Source organism: Flagellimonas sp. 2504JD4-2 (genome assembly GCF_053642935.1).
This window is the reverse complement of sequence record NZ_JBSIOV010000003.1, coordinates 403,197-424,608: the sequence shown is the minus strand read 5'-3', so window position 1 is coordinate 424,608 and position 21,412 is coordinate 403,197. Positions and strand designations below refer to the sequence as shown.

At 39.3% G+C, this 21,412-nt stretch carries 22 protein-coding genes; 10 read left to right on the top strand and 12 right to left on the bottom strand.

Annotation, left to right across the window (positions count from 1 at the left end; all coding sequences use genetic code 11):
- Window positions 1–15: 15 nt before the first annotated feature.
- Together ACULLH_RS13225 and ACULLH_RS13220 are read left to right on the top strand one after the other, a co-directional pair.
- Window positions 16–2,643, top strand: a complete 2,628-nt coding sequence (locus ACULLH_RS13225; RefSeq protein ID WP_454089230.1) for a DNA gyrase/topoisomerase IV subunit A — start codon at window positions 16–18, stop codon at window positions 2,641–2,643.
- A gap of 63 nt (window positions 2,644–2,706) precedes the next feature.
- Window positions 2,707–3,663, top strand: coding sequence for a sterol desaturase family protein (locus ACULLH_RS13220; protein WP_454089229.1), 957 nt, complete (start codon window positions 2,707–2,709; stop codon window positions 3,661–3,663).
- Here the strand turns inward: ACULLH_RS13220 and ACULLH_RS13215 are convergent, their stop codons facing one another.
- The 3 genes from ACULLH_RS13215 to ACULLH_RS13205 are packed head-to-tail and all read right to left on the bottom strand — an operon-like array spanning window position 3,664 to window position 5,294.
- Window positions 3,664–4,476: a TerC family protein gene (locus ACULLH_RS13215; protein WP_454089228.1), complete on the bottom strand. Its 813-nt coding sequence runs from the start codon at window positions 4,474–4,476 to the stop codon at window positions 3,664–3,666. It lies immediately after the preceding gene.
- A 2-nt stretch (window positions 4,477–4,478) separates the two neighbouring features.
- Entirely contained in the window at window positions 4,479–4,856 is a 378-nt protein-coding gene (locus tag ACULLH_RS13210) for a DNA topoisomerase IV (protein WP_454089227.1), read from the bottom strand.
- A gap of 42 nt (window positions 4,857–4,898) precedes the next feature.
- The gene (locus ACULLH_RS13205; RefSeq protein WP_454089226.1) at window positions 4,899–5,294 is read right to left on the bottom strand and encodes a helix-turn-helix domain-containing protein; all 396 of its coding nucleotides are present in this window, start codon (window positions 5,292–5,294) and stop codon (window positions 4,899–4,901) included.
- Window positions 5,295–5,568: 274 nt separating this feature from the next.
- On the opposite strand from ACULLH_RS13205, the gene ACULLH_RS13200 reads away from it, so the two are divergent.
- The 3 genes from ACULLH_RS13200 (at window position 5,569) to ACULLH_RS13190 (ending at window position 7,795) form a co-directional block, all read left to right on the top strand.
- Window positions 5,569–6,678, top strand: a complete 1,110-nt coding sequence (locus tag ACULLH_RS13200; RefSeq protein ID WP_454089225.1) for a M14 family metallopeptidase — start codon at window positions 5,569–5,571, stop codon at window positions 6,676–6,678.
- A 100-nt stretch (window positions 6,679–6,778) separates the two neighbouring features.
- Window positions 6,779–7,258: an Lrp/AsnC family transcriptional regulator gene (locus ACULLH_RS13195; protein WP_454089224.1), complete on the top strand. Its 480-nt coding sequence runs from the start codon at window positions 6,779–6,781 to the stop codon at window positions 7,256–7,258.
- An 18-nt stretch (window positions 7,259–7,276) separates the two neighbouring features.
- Window positions 7,277–7,795 carry a DinB family protein gene (locus ACULLH_RS13190; protein ID WP_454089223.1) on the top strand — a complete coding sequence of 173 codons (519 nt, stop codon included), beginning with the start codon at window positions 7,277–7,279 and terminating at the stop codon, window positions 7,793–7,795.
- A gap of 12 nt (window positions 7,796–7,807) precedes the next feature.
- On the opposite strand, the gene ACULLH_RS13185 is transcribed toward ACULLH_RS13190, so the two are convergent.
- Complete coding sequence (locus ACULLH_RS13185; RefSeq protein WP_454089222.1) at window positions 7,808–8,143, bottom strand: hypothetical protein; 336 nt, start codon at window positions 8,141–8,143, stop codon at window positions 7,808–7,810.
- Between the two features lie 97 nt (window positions 8,144–8,240).
- Window positions 8,241–9,296, bottom strand: coding sequence for a 3-dehydroquinate synthase (gene aroB, locus ACULLH_RS13180; RefSeq protein ID WP_454089221.1), 1,056 nt, complete (start codon window positions 9,294–9,296; stop codon window positions 8,241–8,243).
- A 91-nt stretch (window positions 9,297–9,387) separates the two neighbouring features.
- Between aroB and ACULLH_RS13175 the strand changes: the two genes are divergently transcribed.
- A complete protein-coding gene (locus tag ACULLH_RS13175; RefSeq protein ID WP_454089220.1) occupies window positions 9,388–10,560 on the top strand; it encodes a proline dehydrogenase family protein in 1,173 nt (390 codons plus the stop codon).
- Between the two features lie 2 nt (window positions 10,561–10,562).
- On the opposite strand, the gene ACULLH_RS13170 is transcribed toward ACULLH_RS13175, so the two are convergent.
- From ACULLH_RS13170 to porX, 7 genes are all read right to left on the bottom strand, one after another.
- Window positions 10,563–12,155, bottom strand: a complete 1,593-nt coding sequence (locus tag ACULLH_RS13170; protein ID WP_454089219.1) for a helix-turn-helix domain-containing protein — start codon at window positions 12,153–12,155, stop codon at window positions 10,563–10,565.
- Window positions 12,156–12,391: 236 nt separating this feature from the next.
- Complete coding sequence (locus tag ACULLH_RS13165) at window positions 12,392–12,763, bottom strand: DUF4258 domain-containing protein (protein ID WP_454089218.1); 372 nt, start codon at window positions 12,761–12,763, stop codon at window positions 12,392–12,394.
- Between the two features lie 6 nt (window positions 12,764–12,769).
- Complete coding sequence (locus tag ACULLH_RS13160; RefSeq protein ID WP_454089217.1) at window positions 12,770–13,969, bottom strand: alanine dehydrogenase; 1,200 nt, start codon at window positions 13,967–13,969, stop codon at window positions 12,770–12,772.
- A 43-nt stretch (window positions 13,970–14,012) separates the two neighbouring features.
- Complete coding sequence (locus ACULLH_RS13155; protein WP_454089216.1) at window positions 14,013–14,552, bottom strand: hypothetical protein; 540 nt, start codon at window positions 14,550–14,552, stop codon at window positions 14,013–14,015.
- Between the two features lie 88 nt (window positions 14,553–14,640).
- Window positions 14,641–14,775, bottom strand: coding sequence for a hypothetical protein (locus tag ACULLH_RS13150; protein ID WP_454089215.1), 135 nt, complete (start codon window positions 14,773–14,775; stop codon window positions 14,641–14,643).
- Window positions 14,776–14,951: 176 nt separating this feature from the next.
- Window positions 14,952–15,359, bottom strand: coding sequence for a tRNA (adenosine(37)-N6)-threonylcarbamoyltransferase complex ATPase subunit type 1 TsaE (tsaE, locus tag ACULLH_RS13145; RefSeq protein ID WP_454089214.1), 408 nt, complete (start codon window positions 15,357–15,359; stop codon window positions 14,952–14,954).
- A gap of 9 nt (window positions 15,360–15,368) precedes the next feature.
- The gene (gene porX, locus ACULLH_RS13140; protein WP_454089213.1) at window positions 15,369–16,913 is read right to left on the bottom strand and encodes a T9SS response regulator signal transducer PorX; all 1,545 of its coding nucleotides are present in this window, start codon (window positions 16,911–16,913) and stop codon (window positions 15,369–15,371) included.
- A gap of 37 nt (window positions 16,914–16,950) precedes the next feature.
- Between porX and ACULLH_RS13135 the strand changes: the two genes are divergently transcribed.
- Genes ACULLH_RS13135 through lpxA form a run of 4 tightly spaced genes read left to right on the top strand, consistent with a single transcriptional unit; the run spans window position 16,951 to window position 21,412 of the window.
- Window positions 16,951–18,177: an HD domain-containing protein gene (locus tag ACULLH_RS13135; RefSeq protein WP_454089212.1), complete on the top strand. Its 1,227-nt coding sequence runs from the start codon at window positions 16,951–16,953 to the stop codon at window positions 18,175–18,177.
- 23 nt (window positions 18,178–18,200) lie between these two features.
- Window positions 18,201–19,232 carry a UDP-3-O-(3-hydroxymyristoyl)glucosamine N-acyltransferase gene (gene lpxD / locus ACULLH_RS13130; RefSeq protein WP_454089211.1) on the top strand — a complete coding sequence of 344 codons (1,032 nt, stop codon included), beginning with the start codon at window positions 18,201–18,203 and terminating at the stop codon, window positions 19,230–19,232.
- On the top strand, window positions 19,219–20,625 hold the full coding sequence (locus ACULLH_RS13125; protein ID WP_454089210.1) for a bifunctional UDP-3-O-[3-hydroxymyristoyl] N-acetylglucosamine deacetylase/3-hydroxyacyl-ACP dehydratase: 1,407 nt from the start codon (window positions 19,219–19,221) through the stop codon (window positions 20,623–20,625). The genes lpxD and ACULLH_RS13125 overlap by 14 nt, the downstream gene beginning before the upstream one ends.
- A 1-nt stretch (window position 20,626) precedes the next feature.
- On the top strand, window positions 20,627–21,412 hold the full coding sequence (gene lpxA / locus ACULLH_RS13120) for an acyl-ACP--UDP-N-acetylglucosamine O-acyltransferase (RefSeq protein WP_454089209.1): 786 nt from the start codon (window positions 20,627–20,629) through the stop codon (window positions 21,410–21,412).

Here is a 21,412-nt window from a genome sequence, read left to right as displayed (position 1 = left end):
ATGCATTCCTTCTAAATGGAAGAGAACGAAGAATTGAATGATGAAGGTCTAGAGAGCCAAGAAAATCCCCAGGATACACTTACCCGGGTAACCGGTATGTACAAGGATTGGTTTTTGGACTATGCTTCCTATGTGATTTTAGAACGTGCGGTTCCGGCCATCGAAGATGGTTTTAAGCCGGTGCAACGTCGTATTATGCATGCATTAAAGGAGCTGGATGATGGTAGGTACAATAAAGTTGCCAACGTAGTTGGGCACACAATGCAATACCACCCCCATGGCGATGCCAGTATAGCGGATGCCATGGTACAAATTGGTCAGAAAGATTTATTGATTGATACCCAGGGTAACTGGGGAAACATCCTTACCGGAGATGGAGCGGCAGCATCGAGATATATCGAAGCGAGACTTTCCAAGTTCGCTCTTGATGTGGTCTATAGCCCCAAGATTACCGAGTGGCAGCTTTCGTATGATGGCCGTAAAAAGGAGCCTGTAAATCTACCTGTGAAATTCCCCTTGCTTCTGGCTCAGGGAGCAGAAGGTATTGCGGTGGGACTCTCAACCAAGATATTACCACACAATTTCAATGAGCTGATTGATGCCTCGATCAAGCACTTGAAAGGACAGCGTTTTAAGTTATTTCCAGACTTTCCTACTGCAGGAATCATTGATGTCACCAATTATAACGAGGGTCTACGTGGCGGAAAGATTCGGGTAAGGGCCAAGATATCAACCTTGGATAAAAACACCTTGGTCATTAAAGAGATACCGTATGGCACCAATACGTCATCCTTAATTGATTCGATATTAAAAGCCAATGATAAGGGTAAAATCAAGATCAAAAGGATTGAGGACAACACTGCTGCAGAAGTTGAGATTTTGGTTCATTTGCCAAGTGGCATATCACCAGATAAGACCATTGATGCGCTATATGCTTTCACATCCTGTGAGTCCTCCATTTCTCCATTGGGATGTATCATAGAGGATAACAAACCCCTGTTTATTGGAGTACATGAAATGTTGGTGCGCTCTACGGATTATACCGTTGAATTGCTCAAAGCGGAGCTCGAAATCCAATTAGGGGAATTGGAAGAACAATGGCACTTTGCTTCCCTGGAACGAATTTTTATCGAGAATCGAATCTATCGAGATATTGAAGAGGAGGAAACCTGGGAAGGGGTAATTGCCGCGATTGACAAAGGATTGAAGCCCCATGTAACAAACTTGAAAAGAGCGGTTACTGAAGAAGATATTGTCAGGCTGACCGAAATTCGAATCAAACGGATTTCCAAGTTTGATTTGGAAAAAGCCCAACAGCTTATTGAAAGCTTGGATGAGCGAATTGCCCAGACCAAACACCATTTGGAACATTTGGTGGATTTTGCCATTGATTATTTCAAGGAGCTCAAAAAGAAATACGGCAAAGGACGCGAGCGAAAATCTGAAATCAAGATATTCGACGATATCGAGGCGACCAAGGTGGTAATTCGTAACACCAAATTATATGTCAATCGAGAAGAAGGATTTATCGGTACATCACTGCGTCGCGATGAGTATGTTACGGATTGTAGCGATATAGACGACATCATAGTATTCACCAAAAAAGGGGAGATGATGGTGACCAAGGTCGATTCCAAAACGTTTGTTGGCAAGAACATAATACATGTTGGTGTCTTTAAAAAGAAGGACAAGCGCACCACCTATAATATGATTTATAAAGATGGCAGGGGAGGTCCCAGTTACATCAAAAGATTTAATGTTAGTGGAGTGACTCGCGATAAAATGTATGAGCTTGCGGGAGGAAAAACTTCAGCTGAGGTGCTTTACTTTTCTGCAAACCCAAATGGAGAGGCTGAAGTGATAACTGTATTGCTTCGTCAATCTGGTAGTATCAAAAAGTTGAAATGGGACCTTGATTTTGCCGATTTGATGATAAAAGGTAGGGCATCCAAAGGAAATCTTGTCACCAAATACCCTGTCAAAAGGATTGAGCTTAAAGAAAAGGGAGTTTCCACCCTCAAACCAAGAAAAATTTGGTTCGATGACATCGTTAGCCGATTAAATGTTGATGGGAGAGGCGAACTTTTGGGCGATTTCAAGGGAGACGACCTATTGTTGGTCATAGATCAGAAAGGGAAAGTGAAAACTATACCCCCAGATTTGTTGACAAGATTTGATGAGGATATGATAGTATTGGAAAAATGGAATCCTAAAAAACCAGTTTCTGTGGTTCATTATGAAGGAGAGAAGGAACGATACTATATCAAACGCTTCCTTATTGAGAATCCCAACAAGGAAGAAGTTGTAATTTCCGAACATCCAAAATCCGTATTGGAATTGGTTTCCACCGATTGGAGGCCAGTGATAGAGATAGAGTTTTCCAAACCTAGGGGAAAAGAAGCTAAGCCCAACCAGCAGGTTGATGTCGAAGACTTCATTTCTATAAAAGGGATTAAGGCCATTGGAAATCAGCTGACCACTGAAAAAGTAAAAAACATAAATGCTTTGGATCCACTTCCCTTTGAGGAGCCCAAAGAGCCTGTGCCTGAAGAGATTGAAGTTGTGGATGAAGAACGAATTGATATTTCAAAGGACAATCCGAATCAAAAAGATGAAGGTTCTGACCAAACTACTTTGTTTTAACGGATTATTCCGCTATTTTGCTGGACAAGCTATCGAGACCAAACCTAAAGCTTAATTACTTTTATGGATTTAACAAACCCGCTGGTATACGGCGTACCCGTTTTTATTGCCTTTATTTTAGTTGAACTTACGTATAGCAAAACGCACGGGGACGACCACCTATACAATTGGAAGGATTTGGCAGCCAGTGGTTTTATGGGTGTTGGTTCCGCACTTTTGGGGCCACTTTTCAAAGTTATTTTTGCCATTGTACTCTTTGAGTGGGTATATGAGTTTTGGAACCCAGTGATTGATGGGACACGCACCAATCTTTTGGGCTATGAATCTTTCGGGTATGCCTGGTATGTTTGGCTGTTGTGCCAATTGGCGGATGATTTTACCTATTACTGGTTTCATAGGGCAAACCATGAGATTCGCATATTATGGGCGGCACATATAGTACACCATTCATCTGACAATTTCAATCTTGGCACCGCCGTAAGAAATGGATGGTTTACAATTCTCTACAAACCACTTTTCTACATGTGGTTGCCTGCTATTGGTTTTCCTCCTGAAATGGTAGTGGTTTGTTTGGGAATAGAAGCACTGTGGCAATTTCAACTGCATTCCGTCTATGTTCCAAAAATGGGCTTTATCGAAAAAATCTTCAATACCCATACAATGCATCAGGTGCACCATGCCCAAAACGTAGAATATTTGGATAAAAACCATGGGGGTTTTCTAAATATCTTTGATAAGGTGTTTGGGACATGGAAGGAATTGGACGATGATATTGACGTAAAATATGGCGTAATTCATTCACCTGAATCGTACAACCCTGTTGTCATTCTCACTCACGAGTTTAAAGATATTTGGAATGATGTAAAAAAGTCCAACAAACTATCCCATAAACTCATGTATATATTTGGCCCACCGGGATGGAGCCATGATGGCAGTACGCTTACCGTGAAGCAGCAACAAAAACTTCACGAAGAGCATAAGGTTTCACACCCTGAATTAGTTTATCAAAGGCCAAATTAGCTATTCTTCCAATACTTCATCACTCTTGCCCTTGTTCTTTTTCATTCGAAGATCAAAGAACTCGACCATTAGTGAAAATGAAATGGCAAAGTAGAGATACCCTTTCGGAATAGCACCTACTTCGTTATCGAATACAATTAAATGGGATAGGTGGGCCGCCTCGGCAATCAGCATAAAGCCTATCAAAATAAGAAATGACAACCCTAAAACCTGTACGGACGGGTGTCTGTTGACAAATTCTCCTACAGGATTTGCAAAAATCATCATTATAATTACGGAAGCCACCACAGCTGTAATCATCAATACCAAAGCATCGGTAGGATTCGGAGATATTCCATTGGTCATTCCAATGGCCGTCAATATGGAATCAAAAGAGAAAACGATGTTGATCACGGTTATCTGAACAATCGCATTGGTCAGTGAAGAGGATCTTGATTTGGTAACTTCACGCTCATCATGTCCTCTGTCTTCAATTTTCTCATGGATTTCCTTGGTGCTCTTGTACAAAAGAAAAAGCCCTCCCAAAAATAGAATAACGGCCTGCCAACTGATACCGCCAGTTATCCACCCTTCATCAAGAACCAAAAAGGGTTTTTTCATTTTGGTCAACCATGTTATTCCAAACAGCAACAAGATTCGCATCCCCATGGCCAATACCAATCCTATGTTGGTGGCTTTTCTTCGGTCTTTTTTTTCAAGCTTTCCTGCAGCTATCGAGATAAAGATGATGTTGTCTATACCTAAGATAATTTCCAAAAAGGTAAGGGTGAGCAATGCCATCCAGGCATCGGGGCTGGTAAAAATTTCAAACATGGTCAGTGTTTTTTAAATGCGGTTCCTTTAAATTTTCGTTTATCGCCTATGGCGTTGTATTCAAATGTATAAGAAGAATCTGAAGTTGTCAATATTTTTATGTGGATTGATTTTTCTTCTGCTTTGTTTTTTGGATTTAGATTCTTCAAAACATATTCACAATCATTGATCCATCTTACCGAGGAGGTATCTTGCTTGCCTTCAAAAAAATCCACTTCCCTATCTAAACTTCTAATAAAAGTTGTGGTTTTCTCTTCACCATCAATTATGGCGGTAAACGAAAATTCTCCAGTCTTGAAATTATTACAATTGCGTTCCGGTGGGGTTTGGCAGGAAGCTATAAAAATAAACCCTGTGATAAGGAGTAGCTGTTTTGACATAGATGCAAAGTAAAAGTAAAGAATGGAATTTGACCGACTGTCTTACGCTTTTTTTGCATTGAAAGATTCGAAGGAACCATCAGAATAGAAAATAACAATCTTCACAGCTTCTCTTTCTTTTTGATTATGAATTTCGCCAACAATTGGATTGACCTTTTCCAGTTGATTCTTACCCTGGGTAGGAGGGGTGGGTTCCATGTTTTCATTGGATGGAAATTCCCCCTTGCCATTCAACAGCCAGTACAAGTTTACCTCAGGATATGTTTGAACAACCTTTAGGACAAAATCTAAGCTAGGTCTATTCCTTCCATTTAGCAAATGGGATATGCTAGATCGCTGTACGCCGATCTTGTCAGCAAAAGTGGAAACTGTCAACCCATAATGCTTGATTATTGTCCGAATTCGTTCTATGATAGCGTTATTCACAATTGTGTTCATTGTTGCGTCAAAATTAAAAGAAGTAAGCCGTCTTGGCAAATTAGAATCAAACCAAAATGCATTAATATTATAAATTAAAAGGTTATATAAAATAGTATAAATAGCTAATTATAAATGAAATATGATGCATCATCTAAAACTTATTAATTTTTGTTTACAACTGTAACTTATTGACGCATTCCAGATAAACTTTTGTGAAAAATGGTGTTGAAATCATTTACAATTGTAACATTTTTATGATTTACTTTTGTAACCTTTGATAGGAGACAGCGGAATGATTGATCATAAAGATTTTAAGGAGGAATCGATTTCTGGACGGTATGTGACTACCACTATGTTGGAGGAACATTGGTTTCCAAAACTGAAAAACTTTGAAGTTACTAAAGTTGGCGAATCAGTTAATGGTCATGAAATAAAAACCATATCTCTCGGAAAAGGACCGCTAAAAGTTTTGATGTGGTCGCAAATGCATGGGAACGAATCAACCACAACCAAAGCAGTTTTGGATTTGGTCCATTTTCTGAGCCCCCAAAACGAAGTTGCAGCTTCCATTTTAGAAAGTTGCACGCTGCTGATTGTTCCGATTTTGAATCCGGATGGAGCAGAGAACTATACTAGGGTAAATGCAAATGCTGTTGATCTAAACAGGGACGCAAAACAATTAACGCAGCCGGAGAGTAAGGTACTTCGCAAACTCTTCAATACGTTTAAACCGAATTTCTGTTTCAACCTGCACGATCAGCGTACCTTGTTTAGTGTTGGAAAAAACGACAGGCCTGCTACAGTTTCTTTTTTGTCACCTTCCAGCGACGAGAGTCGAAAGCTTACACCAACCCGTGAAACAGCAATGAGGTTGATTGTTGCCATGAACGAGAAATTGCAGCAGCTGATACCTGGGCAAGTAGGGAGGTATGATGATGGTTTTAATGACAATTGCGTGGGCGATTCTTTTCAAATGGAGAAAGCACCCACCATCTTGTTTGAAGCGGGTCATTATGAAAATGACTACCATCGGGAAAAGACAAGGGAACTTATTTTTTATGCACTGGTAGAAGGCATCAGGACAATTTCGACCATGACTATTGAGAATTTCAAAACCGAGGATTACTTTAATATCCCCGAGAATGGAAAATTGTTTTTCGATATTCTTGTTCACAATGCCCAAAAGCTCAACCCCAAATTGGAAGATGATGTCAGTCTTGGTATTCGATTTAAGGAGGTGTTGGACAACAATATCATACAGTTTTATCCAGAGGTGGCCGAAGTTGGTAATCTGGAAGATTTCTTCGGGCATGAAACCTTTGATTGCTCTAACAAAGAACATTTGAATCTCCTGTCTACCAGAAAAGAAATTCTGGATTTGGTTCAAGGTGTAAGAAAATAGTCGGGCATTTTTGAACAAATGTTACATTTTATTTAAAAAAACCTCATTTTTTTTAAATATAATTTCTTAATTAACTAATTTTGCTGCAAATAATCACACTATGAGCAAGGTAAAATTAGACGAGATAGACCACCAGATTTTGGATATGTTAATTGACAATACCCGAACACCTTTCACGGATATTGCCAAAAAACTTTTGATTTCTGCAGGAACGGTCCATGTAAGAGTAAAGAAAATGGAAGAATCAGGAATAATTAAAGGTTCTTCTTTGACATTGGATTATGTAAAACTTGGTTACTCGTTTATAGCCTATGTGGGCATCTTTCTTGAAAAAACCCACCAAACCAAATTTGTATTGGAACGTTTGACACAAATACCTTATGTCACTGTTGCCCACATTACCACAGGGAAATTTAATATCTTCTGTAAAATACGGGCCAAGGATACAACGCATGCAAAGAATATCATTTTTAAGATTGATGATATTGATGGTATCAGCAGAACGGAGACCATGATCTCACTTGAAGAAAGTATCAACGACAAAAAACGTTTGATGCATACCATTTTCAACGAACTTTAATTTATTTTTTACATACTGATGTTGGTTTCTGAACTTTCACCTTCGGAGTACAATCCCTTTTATCACAATTATGTCCAGTCTGTTGGGGAAGGCCCCCTGCTTTCGGAATTGGAAAAGGGTAGGGATGAACTGATTTCATTTTTGGAAACTATCCCCGAATCTAAAATGGACTTTGCGTATGCAGAAGATAAGTGGACTTTGGCTGAACTTTTGGTGCATATAATTGATGCCGAAAGGGTATTTCAATATAGAGCCTTGCGTTTCGCAAGAAACGACAAAACAGCTTTGGCTGGATTTGACCAAGATATATATGTACCGCAATCCAACGCAGGTGCTCGGACCATGAAAAATATGCTGGAGGAGTATAAAGTGGTTCGGGAATCGACGCTTGTTTTGTTCCGTTCTTTTGACGAAGAAGCGCTAAAACGGATTGGTGTTGCCAGTGGCTCCGAAATGAGCACAAGGGCCATGGGATTTGTAATATGCGGACATCAGGCCCATCACCTTAAGATTATCCGCGAACGTTATCTGGTTTAAAGTAGTTTTTTACTATAAGTCGTCGTTTTCAGCGTCGTTTTCAGATTCCATGTCCGGATTGGGTGCAGGATTTTCTTCGGCGCCTAATACTGCTTCCGCTTCAGAGGATTTGTCCAGTTCCTTTTCAATAGTTGCCTCAAAATTGGAAATAAAGTTGGAAAGGCTTTTACTGATTTTTACCAAATAAATGGCATCGTTGGTTTTTACTTCAACAGCTTCTATGATTTCACCATTTGGTTTTTTCAAGGTGATAATGTCCTCATCCCCATAACCATAGGGGTAAGAATCAATAAGAACTGCAGCCACATCGTGGTCGAGCTTTTTGTAATCGATCAGGATTCGTTTCATGGTAGATTAGGTTTTTGATTTCTTATCCTAATCTATAAATTTTTAAAACCGATAGGTGTAAAGAGTTGTAAACGATACATTTTAGTATATGTACCCGTTATTCTTTGTAGTAAGCAAATGCTTTTTCAAAAAGATTTTCTGGAACCCTGACGTCGGTAACGGCATTTCCAATAGCTTGCAACAAAACAAAGTTGACATCGCCATGGGAGTTCTTTTTGTCATAGACCAAAAGTTCCAAAATGGCCTTTATATCATTCGAATCGAACTCCACGCGATTAAAGTGCGCTAGAAAAGTGTCTTTTATTTCTTGGAGCGACAATTTTGACAATCCTTTAAGCTCATGCGAAAGATATCCTTCAAGAATCATCCCAACCGCAATCGCTTCACCATGCAGTAAGGTGGGTTTGTCCATACTCTCGAGAAAATATGATTCTATTGCATGGCCCAAGGTATGTCCAAAGTTTAGAATCTTTCGGAGACCCTGTTCAGTGGGGTCTTGACTTACCACATCATTTTTAATGGCAATAGATGTTTTAATACATTTTGCGTCCGCAAAGTTATCCGCGGTGCGTAACCCTTTCCAGTATTCTGCATCGACAATAAGACCGTGCTTTAGCATTTCGGCAAAGCCACTCTTGACCTGCCTGGGCTCAAGTGTTTGCAAAAATTCAGGAAAAACCAACACCATTTGAGGTTGATTGATCACCCCAATTTGGTTTTTCAGTGCCCCCAGGTCAACACCTGTTTTCCCACCAATGGAAGCATCGACCATTGCCAGAAGGGTGGTGGGTATGTTGATAAAATCTATGCCCCTTTTAAACGTAGATGCGACAAAACCACCAAGATCCGTTAGTACTCCACCGCCCAGATTGAGCAAAAGACTTTTTCTGTCTCCACCTTGATCAGACAACCATTGCCATACCAAGGAGCAGGTACCAATGTGTTTATGGACTTCACCAGCTTTTATCTCGAAAATATCATCAGGTTGCTGTCCCAACTTGCCAATGAGTTTGGAAAGGCAGTGTTCCTTGGTATTTTCATCGACTAAAACGAAGACTTTAGAGTAATCACTTTTGGCAATATGCTGTTTCAGTGAAGCTTCTGCCAGTTCCTCCATATGTACTTCGTAAGCGTGTGATTTGATTGATTCCATAATTTGGTTTGCACTGCAAAATAAAGACTATTTTAATAGATAATCTTCCCAAAGTCCGACTTATATTTGAATCTTTAAAAGATTCCTAATAATGCATCCAAATTTTGAGAATACCGCAACCGCATTTCAGCTAAAAACGGACTCCGAGCTAGAGCGCGCTTACTTTCTTTTCAAGTTGATCGCCAACGAACCTTTGGTTAAAATTGGCACCGCAGTCACAAACTTTGCGCTTAAGGCCCATTTACCCATAGAAGGTTTGATAAGAGCAACCGTATTTGATCATTTCTGCGGAGGAGTGAATGAAGAGGATTGTTTGCCGATTATAGATAAAATGTTCGAAAGAGGTGTCTGTTCAATTTTGGATTATTCAGTTGAGGGGAAAGAGGTGGAAGACCAGTTTGATTTTGCTTTGAAGAAGACATTGAATGTCCTGGATTTTGTAAAGGAGAAAGATGCTATCCCGTTCGCAGTTTTTAAACCTACAGGTTTTGGACGTTTTGAACTGTATGAAAAAGTGAGCGCTGGAGAAAAATTGAATGAAAAAGAGTCCATGGAGTGGGCTAGGGTAGTAGATCGCTATGACCAGGTCTGTAAAAAAGCCCACAAACTTCAAGTGGCATTGCTTATTGACGCTGAGGAAAGTTGGATGCAAGATGCTGCAGATGCCATTGTTTTGGATATGATGCGGAAGTACAATACCGAAAATACCATTGTCTTTAATACCCTTCAGATGTATCGTTGGGATCGAATGGACTATCTAAAAAAGATACTGGACAACGCCAAATCAGAAGGATTTAAAATTGGACTTAAAGTGGTTCGGGGTGCCTACATGGAAAAGGAAAATGACAGAGCTGAGGAATTGGGATATAAAAGCCCGATCTGTCCATCTAAAAAAGCTACGGATGAGAACTTTGATTCAGCTATCACATTTATGATGGAGCACTTGGATGTCATTTCCATTTTTGCCGGAACCCATAATGAGGAAAGCTGTCTAAAGCTGATCAGACAAATGGAAGCGAAGGGCGTGGCTCATGATGAACCCAATATTTGGTTTGGTCAACTCTATGGAATGAGTGATCATATCACCTATAATCTTACAGCTGAAAAGTACAATGCGGCCAAATATGTGCCTTATGGTCCGGTAAAGGATGTTATGCCTTATTTGATTCGGCGCGCTGAAGAAAATACTTCTGTTGCTGGACAAACTACAAGAGAACTTTCATTATTGCAAAAGGAGAAGGAAAGAAGAAAACTGGATTTGTGAAACTAAGAAGCTTTTGAAAGCTCTCGTAGGAAAGCTCCCGGTGTTACTCCAATTTTTGATTTGAGCGCTTTGTTGAACACGGTTATGGAATTGAAACCGTACATTTCGGCGATTTGCACCATAGAATAGGTATTGGCCAATATAGGATTCTCTTTTAAATTATTAATGGCATAGGTGATCCTTAGATCTTTAAGGTAGCTAGCAAAATTCTGGCCCTTGTGATGGTTGATAGCTTGGGAGAGATAAGCACTGTTGGTACCCAAGTTCTTTGCCAACGATTGCTGGCTTACAGCATGATTCAAAAACTTCTTCTGGGATTCCCACTGATCTAGTTTCTCCAATATGCTTTGAAGCACGCTCTTTTCAATTTCCTTTACAGGTGGAGCCGAAAGATCTGAATCGTTTCTAGTATTTACTTTTACAGGATGATTCATTGCATATACGAGCCGGTTTTTAGTGCTTTTATATTTTAGATAATAACTTGATAGACCAAATAGGGACAGAGCCAGTAGAAAATAAAACAGCTGGATGAGTTTGTTTTTGGATGAAATCACACCATGTAATATCGAGGTCTCTTCTTCTTGTAAAGGAACATCCAATTCTTTTAGGGTAATTTCTTCGAGACGATTTTGGGTTCTTGTTAGAAGACTGTCATAGTGTACCAGTATGTCCAGATACTCTCGCTCTTTTTGCTCATTTCGCTGGATAATAGCATCCTTTAAAAGAAATTGGTACACCTCGTTTATGTTATCGATCAATGGGTAATTGAAGGCCTTCATTATACTATCGATTGAACTGAAGTATTCCATTTTTTCAGGATTATGCCCTAGTTTGCCTTCGATCATTCCCAAATAATAATACCTGTCTGCTTTGGTGGTTCCAGATTCCATTTTCGCATACTTGGTCAAACTATCCCTGGCCTTTTCAAAATTATCTTCATAATAATCCAATTGAGCTTTCAACACGGCTAAATCTTCTGGATTATAAAATTTATCCCCCAATTCATCTGCAAGTTCTATGGATTTGTTTATATAAGTACCTGCTGAATCTAGTTTTGCAGCAAACAAATAACAATACCCCAAATTAAAAGTGCACTCCAAATACAAAGACTCATACTCTGGATGCTTATGACGTTTTCTTACAAACTCCAGTGTTTTTCGTTGAAGTTGTATACCCTCAATTTCTTCACCATAAGCAGCCTTTAAGTATGCTAAATGACAAAGCGTGTTAACCATCAAACCTATTCTATTGCTTCTTTTGGACAAGTGCAAACTCTTTAACAGTTCTTGTACTACTTTTTCATCCAAATCATTATAGTGAAAAACAGCAGATCTGGCATAGTGAATTGAAGCCATAGTACTGTCTAAGGTTGTTTGGTCAATTGTTTTGTATTGCTTAATTATTGAAACTGCGGTATCAAGACTTTTCAAAGCCATTTCCATAGAATCAAAATCCCAGGACCTATAGCGATGGGCGGTGGCCCATTGTATTGTATCCTTCTCTCTTTTGGCTTTGGCTAGATGCAGTGGAAATATTTCATGGAAATATCTTTTTCCTTCGTATCTGTAGATATCATACATTTCTTCATAACTCAACTCTTTGGGAGTTTCAGCAAGAGTTGCTTGTGAAAAGCAAAAGTTAGTTGAACAGCTGAGTCCAAAGAAATATAAGAAGCGGAGAAATTGAAGTGGTTGCATTTACTTACAACTATTGGTGACAAATCATCAATAAGTTTAATGAAAATCTTAGGTATAAAGCAAGTAAAATATGGAAATAATAGACTTTTCTGTAAAAGGAGCTAATCTGTAACCGTCAAAACTAATTTTTGATGCTATTCGTTATGTGCGATGGTCTCAATCACAATATTTTCAGAGCAGTTTTTGACTTTCAAAACCAAACTCTTTTCATCAACCCTGTTCGAAATAAGGTAAGTTTTACAGGGTTTGGATTTAGTGTTGCTCTTTCCAAAATCGATATCGCCATCATTTAAAAAGGACTGTATTAGAAGTGTATCCTTTTCTTGATTAAAATCCTCTGAAAAGATTATTGGTTTTGACCGCATATCTTTCAATACCCTGCAATTGGGAAAGTAGCAAAACTCGATTCCGTTTTCACCAGATTTCTTCTTTAGAAAGAAAACAAGAAAAATAATTCCAATGGACAGTCCAACCAGATACCATCCCAAGCGTTTCAAAAATGCCATTCGTTGTTAAAAAATAAGAAAATTAATATCGTTGTAGGTGAGTCCGAACCAATCACCAACAGATTTATTGGTCAATATGCCGTGGTACATGTACAGACCGTTTCGCAGCCCCTTGTCAAATCGCAAAGAATTTTCCAATCCACCATCTTCGCCGAGTTTCAAAAGATAAGGTGTAAAAATATTGCTGATGGAAATGGATGATGTTCTTGGATATCGTGATGGGATATTTGGGACACCGTAATGAATTACATCAAACTTTTCTATAGTGGGTTTATCATGACTGGTGACCTCCGAAGTTTCAAAACATCCGCCCATGTCAATACTTACGTCGATGATGACTGCACCCTTTTTCATGTTTTCGACCATGGTGCTGGAAACCACAACAGGGGAGCGGTCTTTTCCTCGGGTCGCTCCAATGGCAACATCACACCGCTTTAAGGCCTTCAATAAATTTTTGGGTTGGATGGTAGAGGTGTAAACCGTCTGGTTCAGATTGGTCTGTATATTTCTTAGCTTGGTGATAGAGTTATCAAATACTTTGATGTTGGCACCAAGTCCCAAAGCGGACCGAGCGGCAAACTCACCCACAGTTCCGGCTCCAATAATAACAACTTCAACCGGAGGGACGCCACTGATGTTTCCAAACATCAATCCATTTCCTTTGTTCGTAGTTGCCATCAATTCAGAAGCCACAAGGATGGATGAAATTCCAGCAATTTCACTTAACGAGCGGACGGCGGGATATTTGCCATCTTCATCACGAATGTATTCGAAAGCAATGGCAGTCAAACGTTTTTTGGCCATACCTTCGAAGTACTCCTTGCTCTGCGTTTTAATTTGTAGTGCCGAAATAACTGTTGTCTGGGGATTCAACAAATCAATTTCTGAAAGGGTAGGAGGTTCCACTTTAAGAATGAGCGGACATGAAAATACTTTTTTAGTATCCCGTGTAATTTCTCCACCGGCATTGGTATAATCTGCATCTGAAAAATTGGCCCCTTCTCCAGCTCCGGATTCAATTAGAACACGATGTCCATGGGCGGTAATCGCATTGACCGCATCAGGAGTAAGACAAATTCGTTTTTCTTGATATTGATTTTCCTTTGGGATACCAATAAAGAGTTCTCCTTTTTGCTTTAGGATCTCTAGAGTTTCTTCTTGGGGTAAAAGTTGCTGCTTACTAAAAGGAGAGGATGGTTGATTCATATAATGTAAATCTGTTTGTAGTCCCTAGCCTACAAGGACAAATTTACATTTTTTTTGCAAGGGTTTGTTGGCGCTGCTCCAGTTTCTCCCGTTCTTTTCGGAGTTCTTCTTTTTCTTTTAAGATTTGGAGTTCGGTATCCATAGCATCCAAATCAATACCATGTACATGTTTGTCAAATAACTTTACCCTAATGAAATATACAATAGGTACTATTACCATAGTGACAGCGATGACATACAAAATTTCATTTTCATCCAAATCTGATTCCGTAGCAATTGCGGAGTATAGTTGAAACCCATACATGGCAATAGGAATCAATATAGCGTGATACCACCATTGTTTATTGGTGACAAACCAAATGACCAACAAAAACAAAGGGATTATTTTTTGGAGGTAAAACCAAAGTGCAGTTCTTGCGTCGGCAAATCCATTGGATGTGATCTCAAAGAGAAACAAATCCAATACCTCAGTATCATTAGGAGAGTATTTGTACGAATATATCAAAACAGGCGACAATGCTATAAATAAGGTAATCAACCCTTCAACTATCAGCCTTTTCTGAATATTTTTTTTACTGCGCATACACTAATAACTGAAGAAGCCAAAAATTATTGCATGAAAAAACCCCTTATCATAAGGGGTTCTTTAAAGAAATATTTTTTAATACTTCTTAACGCTGCCTAAGATCTCCTCTTTTTACTTCAGTGGTTTGATCTTCATCAATGTCAATAACATTGGTAGAAACCGCAGTCATTGCCAAAAAAGCAACAGCCAATAATCCAAAAAATAGTCTTTTAGTGTTCATCGTAAAAGAGTTTTTGGTTAATAAATGAATTCATTTCAATAACAAATGTAGGAAATTTTACTTACCCCACATGCATTTCATCGATAAAAATTGCATTTCATCCTAAAATGAAAGCTTTTTATCGACAGATTTGCCGTTTATCGAAACTCGAAAGAAGATAGCTGTAATTAATATCATTAAACACTAAACTCGATTGAACGGGTATTTTCATCGATTAAGTGTAAGAAAATGGAAACCGAATCTTGAGGTAAAAGTGATTCAATTTTCTCTGGCCATTCAATAAAGATCCAAGCATCCGAACTTAAATAATCTTCCAGTCCCAAATCCAAAGCTTCCATTTCATTTTCAATCCTATAGAAATCAAAATGATAGGCTAAAAGATTCCCTTTTTGATCATGATATTCGTTGACCAATCCAAAAGTTGGACTGTTGGCATTATCAATTCCCCCCAATTCCTGGACCATGGATTTTATCAATGTAGTTTTACCGGCACCCATCTGTCCATTAAAACACAGGACTTTACCTTGGGTGTTTTCCAAAACATATTTTGCCGCAAGCTGGAGTTCCTTCTTATGGTAGTTCATTGAGGGCAACTATTTTGCTTCCAAAACTACAAAAGGAACAATCATTTCTTCCAAAGAAACGCCACCATGTTGATACGTATTCCTATAATAGCTTACATAATGATTGTAATTATTGGGGTAGGCAAAGAACATATCGTTTTTGGCAAAAATGAAGCAACTGCTCAAATTGATATTGGGCAGATGAATATTCTGCGGTTTCTCCGCAGCTAATACTTCTTTATTTTCATAGGTAAGGCTTCTACCTGTTTTATACCTTAAGTTAAGACTGGTGTCACGATCTCCGATAACTTTGGATGGCTGTTTTACATTGATGGTGCCGTGATCTGTTGTCAAAATTAATTTCATTCCCATGTTCTGGGCCGATTGGATAATCTCCAAAAGCGGAGAATTTTTGAACCAGCTCAACGTAAGTGAACGATACGCTTTGTCATTCGAGGCCAATTCCTTTATTACTTCCATCTCCGTTTTGGAATGGGAAAGCATATCTACAAAATTGTAGACCAAGACTGTGAGGTCATTATCCTTTTGCGACCTAAAGTTTTGTGCCAGTTGTTTCCCTTGCCTTAAATTACTAATCTTATGGTATTCCCATTTAAGGTCGAGGCCCAATCGCTTAAGCTGGGCTCCCAAAAATTCTGCTTCAAACAAATTTTTCCCACCTTCATCTGTATCATTTTTCCACCAATCAGGATGTCTCTTTTCCATATCTAAAGGCATAAGTCCAGAGAAAATGGCATTACGCGCGTACTGTGTGGCGGTAGGTAAAATGCTGTAGTAGGAACCCTCTTGCTTCTTCTTGTAATGCATGCTTAGTGTTTCCTCGAAAGCCAACCACTGATCATACCTAAGATTGTCAATGACCACTAATAAGGTCTTGTTTCCTTCAAGTTCCGGTTGGATCTTTTTACGAAACAAGGTATGGGACATTGTTGGTCCGTCACCATCTTGAAACCAATCTGGGTAGTTTTTGTCAACAAATTTACTGAACTGCGAATTCGCTTCAGTTTTTTGGGATTCTAGAATCTCTGTCATCCCTGTATCTTCAATTTCTTCCAACTGTAATTCCCAATAGATAAGCTTTTTATAGAGCTCTGTCCATTCTTCGTGACTGTTGACCATGGAAAGATCCATAGCAATTTTTCGGAATTCCTGTTGATAGTTCGCAGTCGTCTTTTCTGAAACCAAACGGGAATTGTCCAGACTTTTCTTCAGCGACAACAAAATCTGATTTGGATTGACTGGCTTTATCAAATAGTCGGCAATTTTGGAACCAATGGCCTCATCCATAATATATTCTTCCTCACTTTTGGTAATCATCACCACGGGAATGGAGGCATCAAGTTTTTTAATCTCGTTCAAGGTTTCCAAGCCCGATATACCCGGCATGTTTTCATCCAAAAACACAATATCAAAAAATGAATTGCGAAGCTCTTCCAAGGCATCCTGACCACTTTGGCTTGTTACTACCTTGTAATTTTTATTCTCTAGAAAAAGTATATGGGGTTTTAATAGGTCAATTTCATCATCGACCCACAGAATTGTGATCTTGTTCATATAGTGGTTATCTTTGTGCTACTAAAAATTAACTTTCTTGGCCAACACCAATAAGCTCAAAGTATTTAACGATCCAATTTACGGTTTTATTGGAACTCCAAATCAACTTATTTTTGACCTGATCGCCCATCCCTATTTTCAGCGGCTACGCAGAATTGCTCAGATGGGCATGTCTTACCTGGTATATCCTGGTGCCCACCATACACGATTTCACCATGCTTTGGGGAGTATGCACTTAATGACTAAGGCAATCCAAGTGCTTAAATGGAAGGGAATTGAGATAAACCAAGAGGAAGAAACAGGTTTATTATGCGCTATTCTTTTGCATGATATTGGCCATGGACCTTTTTCACATGCGCTGGAGGGGTTCTTTATAAATGACATCAGCCATGAGAAGTTGTCCTTGGAGTTTATGCAAGACTTAAATAATGAATTTGAAGGACGACTGGAAACTGCCATTTCAATCTTTAAAGGTGAGTACGCTAAACCTTTTATGAATCAGCTGGTGTCAAGTCAGTTGGATATGGATCGATTGGATTATCTGAAACGAGACAGCTTTTACGCCGGGGTCACCGAGGGCAATATCAATTCTGAGCGTTTGATTTCCATGCTGAACGTGGTTGATGGTAATTTGGTGGTAGAAGAGAAGGGGATTTATGCCGTTGAAAAGTTTTTGATGGCGCGAAGATTCATGTATTGGCAAGTATACCTGCATAAAACTGGAATAATGGCCGAGCAGTTGTTGATCCGAATTATGGGCCGTGCGAGACATTTATTACATGAAGGAACCACGATACAGGCAAGCCAAACATTATTGTCCTTTTTGAAGAATGGTAGCGAAGATGTTTTCGATTCCAATGCGTTAAAACAATTTGCGCTTCTTGACGATATCGATGTCCTCGGTGCAATCAAAGCATGGCAATTTCATGATGATTTTGTGTTATCGAAGCTTTGCAAAATGCTTCTGAACAGAAACTTGTTGTTCATCAAAATCAAGAATAAACCGATTCCTTCGGAAAAAATGGATGGTAAATTAAATGCTGTTGTAACCCAGTTTGGTATTTCTGATTCGGAAGCCTCATATTTTGTTTTTCAAGGCGAGATCTCGAATAAGGCGTATAGCGATGGCCCCCAGGCCGTAAGAATCCTTAAAAAGAATGGAAAAGTTACCGATGTACTAAAGGAATCCGACCAACTAAGCCTGAAAGCCCTCTCCAAAACAGTGACAAAATATTATTGCTGTTACCCCAAAGAAAGCGTTTAACAAATTTTGTTACTTTTGCACAAATGAAATTTACAGCCACCCAAATTGCCGGAATTTTAGAGGGAGAAGTTGAGGGTAATCCTCAGATTGCTGTTCACAAATTATCTAAGATTGAAGAAGGAGAAAAGGGGTCTTTGACCTTTTTGTCAAATCCAAAATATACTTCTTATATCTATTCCACTAAAGCATCCATTACCATCGTAAATAAGGATTTCGTTCCAGAACAATCCTTGTCCACAACCTTGATCAAAGTAGATGACGCTTATAAATCCTTTTCAAAATTGTTGGAATACTACAATCAAGTAAAAAACAACAAAGTAGGCATTGAGAACCCATCGTTTGTTTCTGAAAGCGCTGAATACGGGGAGGGGTTTTATCTTGGTGCGTTTTCCTATTTAGGGAACAATGTAAAGATTGGAAAAGATGTTAAGGTATATCCTAATGTATATATCGGAGACAATGTCACCATTGGAGATGATGTACTCATCTTTGCCGGAGCCAAAATTTACTCCGAATCAATTATAGGTAAAGGATGTGTGGTACACAGCGGAGCAATTATTGGAGCTGATGGTTTTGGATTTACGCCAAATTCGAATGGAGAGTATAGTAAGGTGCCCCAAACAGGAAATGTGATTCTTGAAGATAATGTCGATGTGGGTGCCGGTACCACTATAGACAGGGCCACTTTGGGCTCAACAATCCTTAGAAAAGGAGTAAAACTTGACAACCAAATTCAAATCGCCCATAATGTAGAAATTGGAGAGCATACAGCGATTGCAGCACAAACTGGTATTGCAGGATCTACCAAAATTGGAAAATACTGTTTAATAGGAGGCCAAGTGGGTATTGTAGGACATATCACCATAGGTGATCGTGTCAAAATACAAGCCCAATCAGGAATTGGACGAAATGTAAAGGACGATGAAGTGTTGCAAGGGTCCCCTGCATTGAATTATGGTGACTACAACAAATCATATGTTCATTTTAAAAACTTACCAAAACTGGTGAACAAAATCAACGACATAGAAAAAAAGGTCGAAGGTGAGCAAAACTAGCACGAAACAACGCACAATTAAGAAAAATGCAACGCTAAAAGGAGTAGGGTTGCATACCGGGGAAAATGTCACAATGACTTTTGTACCGGCCAAAGAGAACCATGGATTTGCATTTAAAAGAGTTGATCTAGAGGGTGAACCCATCATTGAAGCAGATGCCAACTATGTGGTCAATACACAACGTGGAACAAACTTGGAAAAAAATGGAGTCAAAATCCAAACTTCAGAACATGTTCTGGCCGCACTGGTTGGCTTGGATATTGACAATGTTCTTATTGAATTGAATGCTCCAGAACCTCCGATCATGGATGGTTCTTCTAAATTTTTTGTTGAGGCCCTCGAGAAAGCGGGCATTGTGGAACAAGAGCAAGATAGGCAAGAGTACGTTGTTAAGGATGTTATTTCCTATAAAGATGAGGCGACGGGAAGTGAAATCACTGTTATTCCATCAGAAACCTACCAAATTACAACTATGGTTGATTTTGGAACCAAGGTTTTGGGAACGCAAAATGCTTCATTGGACAAGATTTCAGATTTCAAGACTGAAATTGCAGATGCCCGTACATTTAGTTTTTTGCATGAACTGGAAATGTTGTTGGAACATGGTTTGATAAAAGGAGGAGATTTGAACAATGCCATTGTTTATGTAGATAAAGAAATCTCGGAGTCTACAATGAAGAAATTGGAAAAGGCCTTCAAAAAGGAGAAATTGTCCGTCAAGACCAATGGAATTTTGGACAACCTTACTTTACATCATCCGAATGAGGCGGCTCGCCACAAACTATTGGATGTGGTTGGAGATTTGGCGCTAGCCGGAACTAGAATCCGCGGAAAGGTCATTGCGAACAAACCTGGTCATTTCGTAAATACGCAGTTCGCCAAGAAACTTCAAAAAATTGTAAAGCAAGAAAGACGGAATTATGTGCCTGATGTTGACTTGGCTGCAACCCCAGTGAAGGATGTTAATCAAATTATGGACATGCTTCCCCATAGACCACCGTTTCTTTTGGTCGATAGAATTCTGGAACTATCTGAACAACATGTTATTGGACTTAAGAATGTGACCATGAATGAGCCCTTTTTTGTTGGACATTTTCCAGGAGCCCCCGTAATGCCTGGGGTACTTCAGATTGAAGCCATGGCGCAAACAGGAGGAATCTTGGTGTTGAGCACTGTTCCAGATCCAGAAAATTACCTTACTTATCTTTTAAAAATAGATAATGTTCGTTATAAGCATCAAGTGGTACCCGGAGATACCCTGATTTTCAAACTTGATCTTTTGTCTCCGATAAGAAGAGGCATCTGCCAGATGCAGGGAAGGGCCTATGCCAATGGTAGATTGGTTTCCGAAGCAGAAATTATGGCACAAATCACTAAAGTAAAGGGAGAATAATATGAATCAACCACTTGCTTACGTACACCCAGGAGCTAAGATTGCTAAAAACGTTGTGATCGAACCCTTTACAACCATACATAATAATGTTACGATTGGAGAGGGGACATGGATAGGTTCCAATGTTACGATCATGGAGGGTGCCCGTATTGGAAAGAATTGCAATATTTTTCCAGGGGCGGTAATTTCTGCGATGCCGCAGGATTTAAAATATCAAGGAGAGGAAACCACTGTTCATATCGGTAACAATACTACTATTCGAGAATGTGCGACAATTAATAAAGGTACGGCCGACCGTATGAAAACTGTTATAGGTAATAATTGTTTGATTATGGCCTACTGTCATGTTGCCCATGACTGCTTGGTAGGTGATGGTTGTATTTTCAGTAATGATTCCACTTTGGCGGGGCATGTCACCATAGGTGAAAATGTGGTTCTGGCCGGGATGGTAGCAGTGCATCAATTTGTTTCCATTGGCAATCATGCTTTTGTAACAGGAGGTTCCCTTGTTCGAAAAGATGTGCCTCCGTATGTAAAGGCAGCCAGGGAACCGCTTTCGTATGTGGGAATCAATTCCATAGGATTGCGTAGACGTGGTTTTACTGCTGACAAAATCAGGGAAATACAGAATATTTACAGAATACTTTATCAGAAAAACTATAATAATTCCCAAGCAGCTTCAATTATTGAGGCCGAAATGGAGGCCACTCCAGAACGTGATGAGATTTTACAGTTCATCAGGGACTCACAACGTGGAATTATGAAAGGTTATTTCAGCTCAAACTAA